The following is a 9,806-nucleotide window of genomic DNA, read 5'->3' as shown; positions in this document are numbered from 1 at the left end:
TTTCGGGTAGTGCACGGTCCCGGCCGAATCGGGAACGACCCGGGACCGCGGGATCAGGCATCGGTGCGGGCGAGCAAGAGGACGGTCCGCAGCTCGGATGCGCGGACGCCGAGCTTCGCCAGCTCGCTGGGGCTGACGGTGTCGTCGGTGATGAGGTCCAGCGCGGCGGACATGATCCGCAGGTCGCTCGACGGGCCGCCAACGAACTTTCCCGGCTCGGTCTCGTCGAACGTCGCGAACCGCCCGTAGCCTTTGCGGTCGACCGGGATGTCCTTTGGCGTAATGGGCTTCCCCGCCCGGATGCGGCGGCCGATCAGCGTGCCGAACTGACGCCACGCTTCGGCGTGCTTGTCGAACCACTGGTTCGACAGTTCGGTGTAGTTGGTGATGCGCTGCGCGTGGCGGGTTTCGAGTTCGGCGCGCTCGTTCGCGATCGCGGTCTTGACGGCTTCACGGAGTTTCTGGACGTCGTATCGCATCAGTTCTGTCCTTCCTGGACGGTGTTGGCGGCAGGGTGGCCGTCATCTTTTGCGGACACCGAATCGACTGCGAGGCGTGCGTACGCGGCCTCGTACTGCTCGTCGCTCGGCGCGATGGATTCGGCGATCGCCGATACGCGGTTCAGCACGCTCTCCCAGTCGTCTTCGTCGATGCCCGGGTAGTCGCCCCAGTCGATTTGCCCGGCCGACGTGGCGTAGCTCAGGTGTTGGTGCAGCGCGTGCCGCGCCACGGTGTCGATCGCGGCCTTGCGGGTTTCGGCGTCCACGGTGCGAACCTCCAGCGGTAGCGGGATCTGGTCGGGGTCGACCGGGTGGTGGTCGACGTGCCGGGCGGCGGCCGGGATCGTGGTGCCGCCGCGGGGTTTGGGTACGGGCGGACCGAACACCTTGCGGTAGCAGATCGGGCCGTACTCGCGCTGTTTGCTCACCTCGTCGCGCAGCGGGCGATGGCACTTCTTGCACGCGGGTCCGCTCATGCCGCCGCCCTCGCAGCGCCGGCGCGGTACAGGGCTTGGAGAGCGAGCCCGATGTGCCGGGTGTAGGCGGGTGGGATGGCTTCGTTCAGCTCCTCGATGTCGTCGGTGTGGTAGAGGCCGAGCGCGAGCTGTGCTTCCTGCACGGTGGGTTTGCCTCCGCCGGAGCCGTACACGCCGTAGACGGTGCCGCGGTGCCACACCCCGCACTTCGGACAGTCCCGCGGTTCCGGCGTGGCGAGACACCCGTGCCGCCAGCCGATCGTGCGGTGCCCGCGGTGCAAGCCGGCGTGCGGCCGTGGTGGCGCGACCGTGAACCCGCCCAGCTCGAAGTCCCGATGCCGGAACGTCGGCAAACGGAACTGCAAGCCGCACAAGCGGAGATCGGAACGGATGTGCCGGCTGGGCCCGTTCTCGATCGACGTCGTCACGCCGTACCGGTCGCGCAGCTCGGCGACCATGGCGCGGGTCTGCGGGAGCAGATTCACGTGCTGGTCGGTCCAGCCGTCCCGCCCGCGATTCCCTTGCGTGATCGCGATCTGCCCCTGGCAGGGCGGCGACGTGTGCACGTGGATCGGGCGAGACGGTGCGGCGAGCCGGTAGTGACGGACCAGCTCCGGGACGATGGCGAGCGCGTCGCCTTCGTGGCAGAGGTACGGGTAGTTCGGCGACCAGGACTGCTCGACCCCGACCACCTCGAACCCGGCATCCGCGAACCCGCGCCCGGCACCGCCGGCGCACGCGAACCCGTCGATCACGAGAGGCTTCATGCCGCACTGCCCTTCGCGACCGGGCGCAGCCGCCGCGGCGTGACGCGCCACTGCAGCAGTTCGGCGGGCACCTGGTCGGCGGGAACCATCGCGGCGAGCAACACCACCATCGCGCGGGCACCGGTCAGCGGATCCCCGTACACCATCTCGGCGTCGGCGAGCATCGCGTCGACCATCAGCGAGTCCTCGCGGCGAACCGCGGCGACGAGCTTCTGCGCGGACTCCACGAGAGTCTCGAGCTGGCGGTCGCCGGTCAGGCGGCTCACTCGGCACCGACCGGGGTGAGGTTGTGGCGGTGGTACTGCTCGACTTCGGCCAGCAGCACGCTGCCGAGCAGCGTCGCGTTGCGCATCCGCTCGCCGTCGCTCGTCACGTACACGTGCACGACGTGCCCGGACAGCAGTTTCCCGACCGCGTGCAACAGCCCCGACGTGCGCGGGTAGCCCGCCGACGCCGTGATCAGCACGCCGTCGAGGTGGTGCGCCCACTCGACGAACAACGCGACCGCGTGGTCCGGCAGCGTGATGCTCGCCTGCGCCGCGGTGATGTCGAGCTGCTTGAACCGCTCGTCGCTCAACCGCCACCGCTTGGCGTGCTCGACGACGTGCTGCAGCATGTCGAGACTCGTGATCATGCCGCGTCCTTTCTCTGGTGGTAGTCACCGGCGTTGTCGAGGCACACCGCGCCCCATTGCCAGTGCAGGAACGGGATCTCGTCCGGCGTCCGCAGATCCCACGTGTGGATGAGCCAGCCGTCGTCGTAGTACTGGCCGCGGGTGTTGGTGACCCGGCCATGGCATCCGGCGACACCGTCACCGCAGAGGGCGACGATGTTCGCTGGGGACCACGGCCCGTACTTCCGGGTGAGCCGGTGGTGCATCGACTGCACCGGTTGCTCCCCGCAGATCTCGCACACCCCGCTGCTTCGCGCCGCCACGATCGCCCGGCACTCGCGCTCGGACATGACCTTGCTGCAGATCTGGCAGCACAGGACAGGTCGACCGCACATGCGCTCGGTGACCCAGGCGTGCAGGCACGCCGGCGAGTTCACTTTCGCCCCCGCTGCATCGTCTGCTTCGGGCGCAGGTGGGTGGCGAACCCTTTCAGCGTCTCGACGTCGGCGGCGGTGATGTCGCCGCCGCCGTTCCACTGCGCGAACTCATCCTGCAGCTTTGAGAAGTCGTCGCCTTCGCCGATCCAGCCGCGGTTCTTGGCCTCGGACCAGATCGAATCCTTCAGCTCCCGCTCGGTGCGCTCCCGCGACTGCGCCGCCCGCTCCGCTTGCGCGGCGTCCTGGTCGTCGTTCGCCGGTGCGACGCCGGTGACCGCGCACAGCGCGTACCGGCGGGCGTAGGTGATCGCGGAGCCGATCTCCTGCGGGCGGGACGCGCTCGGCAGCGGGTACGCGCCCTCCAGCATCTCCCCCGAGACGTGCCGAAACTGGTACCGCAGAACGAACTTCCCGTCCTCGATCGTCGGGCGCGTGGTCCACGCCAGCCCGACCTTCGACAGAAGCGGCAGCACGGCCGCGGTGATGTCCGCGAGGTCCGCGTAGCTGTACGTGTAGCTGCCCTTGTCGGACTTGACCGTCGCCTTCTGGTCCTTGCCGACCGACGGGAGCGAGGCTTGCAGCTCGGCCAGCGCCCGGGTGAGTTCGCTCTGCTCGGCCATCACGCGACCTCCCTCACGAGAGGCTCGCCGATCAGCTTGTCGAGCTTGCGGGACTGCACGTTCGCGAGGTAGTTCGCCTTCGCCGTCAGGAACTTCTCGAACACCTCCGGTCCGGCGTCGACCGGCACCAGGTCGTAGGTGTCGGGCTGGATGTGCAGGATCAGCACCCGGTCCAGCTCCGGCATTGGCTGCTCGACCCCGTCGACCACGATCACCTCGGCACCCCGGTAGGCCGCGCACTGCAGCGCGTACTCGCCGTAGACGCCCTTCGATGTCTTGTAGTCCACCAGGCACACCCCGAGGTCCGGGACGTCCTGGATGGAATCGAGCCGCCCCGCGTACCAGTGGGTGCGGGACGCGACGATCGCTTCCTCGTACAGCGACGTCGGGTTCCAGTCGTCGATGTACTGCGCATAGCCGCGCACGTACGGCATCAGCTCGTCCGGGACCTCGATCTCCTCGTGCGCGATGTACCGCTCCGCCAGCGCGTGCACCTCGGTGCCGCGCACCGCCGCCGTGTCCCGCTTCTCGTTCGGGACGTCGGCGAGCATCTTCAACGCCGGGCCGTACCCGAAGCTCTCGATGCTCTCGGCGAGCGTCGAGATGTTGTCCAGCGCATGCGCCGCAACGGTTTTCGCGGCCCACCGCGTGAGCACCCCGTCCTTCGGGATGCCCTTCAGCGCCGTGGTCACGCTGGTCGCCCACCGGCCATCGATCTTGTACCGGTGCGCCGACTCGAAGAACTGGACGCTCACGCCGACATCTCCGCCAGCTTGGGCAGCAGCTCCTGCAGCTTGGCCGCGGTGAGGGTGATCGGGCTGTCTTTGGCGAGCGGCTTCTGCAGCAGCGCGCCGAGCGCGTAGGCGTGAGCGGTGCTGATGTTCTCGGAGATCCTGACCGCGCTGCCGCCGAGCACGAACATGGTCCTCACCTCGCCGCTCCCGCCGTAGAACGAGAGACCGACAATCACCTCGGCGTCGAAGGCGTGCGCCCACTTCAACAGGCTCTCGACGCCGTCCCACGCCCGCCACGAGGTTTCGAGGAACAGGGACACCTCGTCGTTGTGGGCCATGAGACCGCGCAGCTTCGGCAGGTGGTCAAAGGCGGGAAGTTCCTTGGCGACAGCGATCGCGCGTGCTGCGAAGCTCGTTTCGTTGGTGCTCACAGGGTTCCTCCGGGAGCGGTTTCGGTGCCCGAGTACAGGGCGGGGTGGGTGAACAGGAACGGGACAGTCGGCGGGTCGAGCACCACGGTCGGCGACTCGTCCGGCTCGACCGCGCGGTGCCGTCCAGCACCGCGCGGCCACTTCGCGCGGACCGGGCAGGGAGACGGCGGCACGTCAGCCGCGGTCGGCCACGCGATCGCGTCGGCGGTCATTGCCCGCCTGCCGACATGAGCTGCCCGGCGGTCGTCTCGATGTCCAGGCCGAGGGCCTCCAGCTTCCGGCTGACCGCGACGAGGTCACCCATCACTCCGCCGCCCGCCAGCTGCATCCGCACGTTCGCGAGGTGGTCGTGGCCGAGCGCGTTGCTGATGACCTGTAGCGCAGAGGAGATCTCCGCGGACACGGCCTCCACCGCGCCGAGCGGCAGCTTGTCCTTGGCGCTGGCCAACATCGCGGCCTGGTCCTGAACGCTCATGATCTATTCGTGTCCTTCCGAAGGTTGTGGTGCGCGCGGTCAGCGCGCGGTAGCGAAAAGGAGGTAGGGCTGGGTGAAGCAGACGAGGGCGGTCATCGCGCATCCGGCGACGACAGCGGCGACCGTGGCCCGGCGGAGGGCGCGGCGGAGGACGCTCACGGGATCGGCACCGAGTCGACGTCGGCGCGCCACGCACGCAGCACCGCGCCGAGATCGTCGTCCGCGGCGAGCGCCCGCTCGACCGCGTCCCGCTGGCGGTAGGCGTGCCAGGCGAGCAGGAAAGCGCTGTACGCCAACACGATCAGCCCGCCCGCGACCGCGAGCAGCGTCCAGTCGGCGGTGACCCGGAACTGGTGTGCGGGGCCGGTCTGCTCGACCAGCGCCGCCGGAGCGACGTACACCAGCACCGCGAGCGCGATCACGAGCAGCGCGGCGGCTGCGCGGCGCTTCACCGCCCCTCCTTGTCAACCACGAGCGAGGTGACTGACAGGTCATCCACGGCGAACTCGTGATCGCAGGCGTCGATGTACTCCCGTGCAGCGGCATAGGAGGTGAACGCCGCGATCGCGCCGACTCCCTCGGCCTCGACGACGCGGACGATCTGCGCGCCGTCCAGGACCGTGCGCAGCTCGCTCGTCATCTCGGCCAGCTCAGGATTCCGCGCCGCCTTCTCGCTGTGCCTGGCGAGCACGTCAGCAAGACCGGCGCGCATCTTGTCGGCCCGCTCCTCCTGCTCGCGCAGCCGCGCCTCCAGGTGATCGGCGTAGATGCTCATCGCTTCACCGCCGGGTCGTCCAGGCCGCACCGGCGGTTGCCCATGGTGTGGCAGTCCCAGCACGGCTCGTCTTCGTTGCACTGCACCGACACCGGGGCCCGCTCCGGCGAGCCGTTGACCGGCTTGCACCCGGCCAACCCGGCCAGCGCCGCGACCGCGGTGACGGCGACGATCCCGGCGAACCCGAGCAGCTCGCCGAGCCGCTGGAAGCACGACGGTTTCGAGCCGCGCTCGTCGCGCCGGTTGTGCGGCGAATCGCCGGTGACACGGATACGGGTGCTCATGACTCGCACACCTCGACCTCCACGAGCCGGTGCGGACCGGCCTCGATCAGCGCCTGCCGCACCACGCCGGTGCGGGGGTTGACCGCGCACCGGTGGCACACCTCGGCCGCGAACAGCGGCTTGAGGTCGTCCCGGTCGGGGTCGGGGTCGCCGCACACGCGAACCGTCGCCAGCTCCGGCCGCGCGGGTGCGCACCAGGTGCAGTCGGACGGCGTGAAGTGCGGGTCGATCATCACCCGCAGCGCGCCGTGCATCGCCTCGGCGACCGCCTCGATCTCCGCCACCCGCACCGCGGTCGACGGAAGCAGCTGCCAGCTCGCCGGCGTCTGCTCAACCGGGCGGCGACGGCCGCGCAACCACGCGCCGAGCGCGGTCCGGCATCTCTGCCGGGTAGTCTGTGCCGCGATCATGAGAACCCTTCTTTCTCGTGGTCAGCCCGTCTCGTGTGTCCGCACGAGGCGGGCGCCTTTTTCTGTGGGGATCCGGCGGGCCGAGGTGCTGGGGTCACCCGGCCCGCCGGAAGATCAGGCGACGCGGCGCAGGTGCTTCCGGCAGCCGCACGCGGTTTCGCCGTCCATGCCGCGCATCCACGCCTCGACGGACGCGCGGAGCACGGACCAACGGCCACGGCGCTTCTTCTGGTGGCCGTGCAACTCGCCGCATTCCAGCGCCTTGTAGACCGTCATCGGGTGCCGGTCGTACTCGGCGGCGACCTGGTGCGGGGTCATCCAGTCGCTCATGCCGCCGTCCCTTCCGAGACGCGCGTCGGCGGCTTCGTCGGCCTCGGCGGCGGGGTTGGCGTGTGCGGCTTCGGTCCCTCGGTCGGAGCCCGACGAGGTGCCGGCTTCTGCTGCTGCGTGTGCGCGATGTCGGAGAGCTGGACGCCGAACTCGATGGCGATCAGCTGCAAGGTCTCCGTCGCGCCGGTGTTGAACCCGCGTTCGAGGTTGTAGATGTGCTGGTAGGAGCAGTTGACCCGCCGGGCGAGTTCCCTGCGCTTCCAGCCTCGGGCCAGTCGCATGGCCTCGATCTGGGGGCCTTTGGGGTCTGCCATGCACATCACAATGCATCTCTTTGCATCTCTTGTCAACTCTTGACGCATCTTTCTTGGGCACTTATGGTGAGGAAGAGATTTAAAGAGATGCACGACGAGGGGGTCCGATGCGGCACTACCACTGGAGACTCAAGCGAAGACCGCCATCCCGGGTGGACTCGCCGCGACCAGTACGAGATGCTTTGCGTGTGTCGGAGAGAGATTTAAAGAGGTTGGCCGAGGAAGTCGTGAAGGCCCGCACTCGCCTCGACCTGACACAAAAAGAGTTCGCCGCCAAGTGCGGCTTGAGCCACCCCACGATCCAGAGGGTCGAAGGGGCGACGATCTCGCCCCGCAGCAAGACGTACAAGGGCCTCGACCGCGGCGCGGAGTGGCCGGAGGGCACTGCGCGCAGGATCGTCGAGGAAGGCTGGCGGCCCGAAGCGAATCCCGCACCGAAGCACGAGTGGTCCGCAGCAGAGCGCGCCCGCATGCGGGACATGCCGATGACCGAGGTGCGCGAGACCTACGAAATGTTCCGGCGCAAGTCGGAATATCTGGCCGAAATCTGGATCCAAGAGGTGATGCAGGTGAAGGCCGACGCCGAGATTGAAGCCAAGGCCGATAATCAATCGGACACGGAGCGTTAACTAGCGCGCTGACCCGCGATCGAGGCGCCTACCTGCGGCGTTACACGATACGGCCGTTTCAGTGAATTGCCCACTCGGCACGTATCGGGCTGTTAACGCACACTCCGTGATCAACGAACGTACGTACACACATGTTCGATTGGTACTGATGCCTGCCTACAGGAGGCCGCGTTGTCACTGAAACCGCAGAGTTGGCGGCCACCCCGCACGCTTCTCGTAACCTGCACGGCTCTGATGTTGACCGCAGTCCTGGGAGTGCTGCTGGTCCTCAACCTCGGCAGCGACTCGACGCCACCGGCGGTCGTCGTCGCCGCGACCGCGGCCGCGCTGGTGTGGGTCTGGCGCATGCACCTGCACCGGGCGGAGGCCGAGCAGCGCGCCGACGAAGCGTTGATCGCCAGCCTGCGCTGCGCACACGATGACGAGCGCCGCCGCGAAGAAGAAGCGTTCCGCGAGATCACGAGGTATTTCAACGAAGGAGATCACTTGCATGGCATGGACTAGAACCCTGTCGTCCGGGAAGTTCCAGGGGATCTACCGCGACTCCCGTGGCGTCGAGCAGTCCGCCGGCACTTTCACGCAGGAGCCGCAAGCCCTGCGGGAGGCCGGACGCCGCGAGTCGGAGTCGCGAGAACCGGGCGCGCTCGACGTGAAGGGCGCGAAGATCCAATGGGGTCCGTGGTTCGACCTGTGGCACGAATCCAGATCCCTCGCGTTCGCGACAGACGAGCAGTACCGCAGCATCGCCGGAAACTGGCTGATGCCCCACTGGTCGACGGTGCGACTGGCGGACATCACTCAGATGTCGATCGAGCGGTGGAAGAAGAAGATGACGACTCCGCGGAAGAGAGGGGAGAAGCCGCCGTGCCCGCCGTGGACGTTCCGGTCGGCGCTGATGCTGCTGAAAACCAGCCTTAACGCCGCTGTCGCGGATCGTCGGCTGGCTGCTTCCCCGGGGAGGGACGTCACCTACCCGGACCTCCCGACGGGATTGGAACGCTACCTGACACCCGACGAGGTAGACGCGATCACCTGGGCGATGAACGGCCAGAACGCGCTGGTCGTGCGGATGAGCGTCGAGACCGGGTTGCGGTTCGGCGAACTGGCGGGCCTGCACTGGGACCGTGTCGATCTGCAGCGCGGCACGATCCGAGTGATCGAGAAGTTCAACCAGAAGAACTATCTGATCGACCCGGTCCCGAAGGACAAGGATGAGAGAACGGTGCCGATGCCGTCCGACCTGGTCGGGAAGCTGATCGCGCACAGGGAACGCACGCAGCCGGCCGAAACGTGCGGGCTGATGCACGAGGTCGGCGAGTGCCGCGGCGACATTCTCTTCCGGGGCGCGAGGGGCGCCCCACTGAAGTCGAACGACTGGGGCAAGACCATCTTCCAGAGCGCGCTGGAGCACGCGCAGATCGAGGGCCGGGTTCGGGTGCACGACATGCGCCACACCTACGCGTCGTGGCTGATCCAGGAAGGCGTTCCGCTCGCGGAGATCGCGAAGGTGATGGGACACTCCGATACCGAGGTCACGAAGCTGTATGCGCATCTGACCGACGCGGGCTTCGACGACATCCGCGCCGCGTTGGACCGCAAGGCGTTCCGCGTCCAGAGCGAACTGGTGCACCACAGCTCCGAGTACTCAGCCGACGGGATCCGTCAGCTGGAACAGCGGCTGGCGGACGTCGAGCTTGCGATCATCGAGATGAACGAAGCCGCGTTTGAGAAGCTCGGCCTGGACATCGTCAAGATCCGTCAGATCGAGGCGGGCATCAAAGCCGGATTGCCTTCGATCAGCCCGCAAGGACAGGGCGCCAGCTGATTGCCGAACCGCAATCCGTACAGCAGCGTTTACAGCAACTCCCGGCTTAACTAGGCTAATTCCGACTGATTCAATGATCACCGAACAAGCCGTCTGACCTGCATGGGAACACTGAAACTGAGCAGTGCTTACAGGGGCTAATTCGCGGGAATCTAGGTCCGTGCCAGTGAGAGTTCGAGTCTCTCC

The 9,806-nt window shown here is 67.7% G+C and carries 20 protein-coding genes; 3 read left to right on the top strand and 17 right to left on the bottom strand.

Annotated elements, in window-relative coordinates; genetic code table 11:
• Positions 1 to 53: 53 nt before the first annotated feature.
• The 17 genes from H4281_RS12585 to H4281_RS12505 all read right to left on the bottom strand — a co-directional run bounded on the left by H4281_RS12585 (position 54) and on the right by H4281_RS12505 (position 7,166).
• Positions 54 to 479 (bottom strand): hypothetical protein, encoded by a 426-nt coding sequence (locus H4281_RS12585; protein ID WP_182891061.1) that lies wholly within the window; start codon positions 477 to 479, stop codon positions 54 to 56.
• Complete coding sequence (locus H4281_RS12580; RefSeq protein WP_182891060.1) at positions 479 to 976, bottom strand: DUF6011 domain-containing protein; 498 nt, start codon at positions 974 to 976, stop codon at positions 479 to 481. Before H4281_RS12580 ends, H4281_RS12585 begins: the two co-directional genes overlap by 1 nt.
• Positions 973 to 1,743: a DNA cytosine methyltransferase gene (locus H4281_RS12575; protein WP_182891059.1), complete on the bottom strand. Its 771-nt coding sequence runs from the start codon at positions 1,741 to 1,743 to the stop codon at positions 973 to 975. Before H4281_RS12575 ends, H4281_RS12580 begins: the two co-directional genes overlap by 4 nt.
• A complete protein-coding gene (locus H4281_RS12570) occupies positions 1,740 to 2,009 on the bottom strand; it encodes a hypothetical protein (RefSeq protein WP_182891058.1) in 270 nt (89 codons plus the stop codon). The genes H4281_RS12575 and H4281_RS12570 overlap by 4 nt, the downstream gene beginning before the upstream one ends.
• Positions 2,006 to 2,377: a hypothetical protein gene (locus tag H4281_RS12565; protein ID WP_182891057.1), complete on the bottom strand. Its 372-nt coding sequence runs from the start codon at positions 2,375 to 2,377 to the stop codon at positions 2,006 to 2,008. The genes H4281_RS12570 and H4281_RS12565 overlap by 4 nt, the downstream gene beginning before the upstream one ends.
• The gene (locus H4281_RS12560; protein ID WP_182891056.1) at positions 2,374 to 2,706 is read right to left on the bottom strand and encodes an HNH endonuclease; all 333 of its coding nucleotides are present in this window, start codon (positions 2,704 to 2,706) and stop codon (positions 2,374 to 2,376) included. Before H4281_RS12560 ends, H4281_RS12565 begins: the two co-directional genes overlap by 4 nt.
• Before the next feature lie 83 nt (positions 2,707 to 2,789).
• Positions 2,790 to 3,413 carry an ERF family protein gene (locus H4281_RS12555; RefSeq protein WP_182891055.1) on the bottom strand — a complete coding sequence of 208 codons (624 nt, stop codon included), beginning with the start codon at positions 3,411 to 3,413 and terminating at the stop codon, positions 2,790 to 2,792.
• Complete coding sequence (locus H4281_RS12550; protein WP_182891054.1) at positions 3,413 to 4,168, bottom strand: hypothetical protein; 756 nt, start codon at positions 4,166 to 4,168, stop codon at positions 3,413 to 3,415. Before H4281_RS12550 ends, H4281_RS12555 begins: the two co-directional genes overlap by 1 nt.
• On the bottom strand, positions 4,165 to 4,578 hold the full coding sequence (locus H4281_RS12545) for a hypothetical protein (protein ID WP_182891053.1): 414 nt from the start codon (positions 4,576 to 4,578) through the stop codon (positions 4,165 to 4,167). Before H4281_RS12545 ends, H4281_RS12550 begins: the two co-directional genes overlap by 4 nt.
• Positions 4,575 to 4,790: a hypothetical protein gene (locus H4281_RS12540; protein WP_182891052.1), complete on the bottom strand. Its 216-nt coding sequence runs from the start codon at positions 4,788 to 4,790 to the stop codon at positions 4,575 to 4,577. The genes H4281_RS12545 and H4281_RS12540 overlap by 4 nt, the downstream gene beginning before the upstream one ends.
• A complete protein-coding gene (locus H4281_RS12535; RefSeq protein WP_182891051.1) occupies positions 4,787 to 5,053 on the bottom strand; it encodes a hypothetical protein in 267 nt (88 codons plus the stop codon). Before H4281_RS12535 ends, H4281_RS12540 begins: the two co-directional genes overlap by 4 nt.
• A 155-nt stretch (positions 5,054 to 5,208) precedes the next feature.
• Positions 5,209 to 5,505 (bottom strand): hypothetical protein, encoded by a 297-nt coding sequence (locus H4281_RS12530; protein WP_182891050.1) that lies wholly within the window; start codon positions 5,503 to 5,505, stop codon positions 5,209 to 5,211.
• Entirely contained in the window at positions 5,502 to 5,828 is a 327-nt protein-coding gene (locus H4281_RS12525) for a hypothetical protein (protein ID WP_182891049.1), read from the bottom strand. Before H4281_RS12525 ends, H4281_RS12530 begins: the two co-directional genes overlap by 4 nt.
• The gene (locus H4281_RS12520; RefSeq protein WP_182891048.1) at positions 5,825 to 6,112 is read right to left on the bottom strand and encodes a hypothetical protein; all 288 of its coding nucleotides are present in this window, start codon (positions 6,110 to 6,112) and stop codon (positions 5,825 to 5,827) included. The genes H4281_RS12525 and H4281_RS12520 overlap by 4 nt, the downstream gene beginning before the upstream one ends.
• Positions 6,109 to 6,522 (bottom strand): hypothetical protein, encoded by a 414-nt coding sequence (locus H4281_RS12515; RefSeq protein WP_182891047.1) that lies wholly within the window; start codon positions 6,520 to 6,522, stop codon positions 6,109 to 6,111. The genes H4281_RS12520 and H4281_RS12515 overlap by 4 nt, the downstream gene beginning before the upstream one ends.
• A 114-nt stretch (positions 6,523 to 6,636) precedes the next feature.
• Positions 6,637 to 6,852 (bottom strand): helix-turn-helix domain-containing protein, encoded by a 216-nt coding sequence (locus H4281_RS12510; protein WP_182891046.1) that lies wholly within the window; start codon positions 6,850 to 6,852, stop codon positions 6,637 to 6,639.
• Positions 6,849 to 7,166, bottom strand: coding sequence for a helix-turn-helix domain-containing protein (locus tag H4281_RS12505; protein ID WP_182891045.1), 318 nt, complete (start codon positions 7,164 to 7,166; stop codon positions 6,849 to 6,851). Before H4281_RS12505 ends, H4281_RS12510 begins: the two co-directional genes overlap by 4 nt.
• Before the next feature lie 212 nt (positions 7,167 to 7,378).
• Here H4281_RS12505 and H4281_RS12500 point away from each other — a divergent pair, with 212 nt between their 5' ends.
• The 3 genes from H4281_RS12500 (at position 7,379) to H4281_RS12490 (ending at position 9,620) form a co-directional block, all read left to right on the top strand.
• On the top strand, positions 7,379 to 7,795 hold the full coding sequence (locus tag H4281_RS12500) for a helix-turn-helix domain-containing protein (protein WP_182891044.1): 417 nt from the start codon (positions 7,379 to 7,381) through the stop codon (positions 7,793 to 7,795).
• A gap of 234 nt (positions 7,796 to 8,029) precedes the next feature.
• Entirely contained in the window at positions 8,030 to 8,299 is a 270-nt protein-coding gene (locus tag H4281_RS12495; protein ID WP_182891043.1) for a hypothetical protein, read from the top strand.
• Complete coding sequence (locus H4281_RS12490) at positions 8,286 to 9,620, top strand: tyrosine-type recombinase/integrase (protein WP_182891042.1); 1,335 nt, start codon at positions 8,286 to 8,288, stop codon at positions 9,618 to 9,620. Before H4281_RS12495 ends, H4281_RS12490 begins: the two co-directional genes overlap by 14 nt.
• Positions 9,621 to 9,806 lie beyond the last annotated feature (186 nt).

Source organism: Amycolatopsis dendrobii, from assembly GCF_014145675.1.
In the GTDB taxonomy this organism is placed as follows: domain Bacteria; phylum Actinomycetota; class Actinomycetes; order Mycobacteriales; family Pseudonocardiaceae; genus Amycolatopsis; species Amycolatopsis dendrobii.
This window is presented reverse-complemented; position numbering and strand designations above follow the sequence as displayed.

What these genes read in the sequence shown, in the direction of transcription:
- H4281_RS12520 (WP_182891048.1), bottom strand. Translation starts at nt 6,112, where the DNA reads ATGAGCACCCGTATCCGTGTCACCGGCGATTCGCCGCACAACCGGCGC.
- H4281_RS12575 (WP_182891059.1), bottom strand. Translation starts at nt 1,743, where the DNA reads ATGAAGCCTCTCGTGATCGACGGGTTCGCGTGCGCCGGCGGTGCCGGG.
- H4281_RS12505 (WP_182891045.1), bottom strand. Translation starts at nt 7,166, where the DNA reads ATGGCAGACCCCAAAGGCCCCCAGATCGAGGCCATGCGACTGGCCCGA.
- H4281_RS12525 (WP_182891049.1), bottom strand. Translation starts at nt 5,828, where the DNA reads ATGAGCATCTACGCCGATCACCTGGAGGCGCGGCTGCGCGAGCAGGAG.
- H4281_RS12515 (WP_182891047.1), bottom strand. Translation starts at nt 6,522, where the DNA reads ATGATCGCGGCACAGACTACCCGGCAGAGATGCCGGACCGCGCTCGGC.
- H4281_RS12510 (WP_182891046.1), bottom strand. Translation starts at nt 6,852, where the DNA reads ATGAGCGACTGGATGACCCCGCACCAGGTCGCCGCCGAGTACGACCGG.
- H4281_RS12495 (WP_182891043.1), top strand. Translation starts at nt 8,030, where the DNA reads ATGTTGACCGCAGTCCTGGGAGTGCTGCTGGTCCTCAACCTCGGCAGC.
- H4281_RS12565 (WP_182891057.1), bottom strand. Translation starts at nt 2,377, where the DNA reads ATGATCACGAGTCTCGACATGCTGCAGCACGTCGTCGAGCACGCCAAG.
- H4281_RS12555 (WP_182891055.1), bottom strand. Translation starts at nt 3,413, where the DNA reads ATGGCCGAGCAGAGCGAACTCACCCGGGCGCTGGCCGAGCTGCAAGCC.
- H4281_RS12535 (WP_182891051.1), bottom strand. Translation starts at nt 5,053, where the DNA reads ATGAGCGTTCAGGACCAGGCCGCGATGTTGGCCAGCGCCAAGGACAAG.
- H4281_RS12580 (WP_182891060.1), bottom strand. Translation starts at nt 976, where the DNA reads ATGAGCGGACCCGCGTGCAAGAAGTGCCATCGCCCGCTGCGCGACGAG.
- H4281_RS12540 (WP_182891052.1), bottom strand. Translation starts at nt 4,790, where the DNA reads ATGACCGCCGACGCGATCGCGTGGCCGACCGCGGCTGACGTGCCGCCG.
- H4281_RS12560 (WP_182891056.1), bottom strand. Translation starts at nt 2,706, where the DNA reads ATGTCCGAGCGCGAGTGCCGGGCGATCGTGGCGGCGCGAAGCAGCGGG.
- H4281_RS12490 (WP_182891042.1), top strand. Translation starts at nt 8,286, where the DNA reads ATGGCATGGACTAGAACCCTGTCGTCCGGGAAGTTCCAGGGGATCTAC.
- H4281_RS12585 (WP_182891061.1), bottom strand. Translation starts at nt 479, where the DNA reads ATGCGATACGACGTCCAGAAACTCCGTGAAGCCGTCAAGACCGCGATC.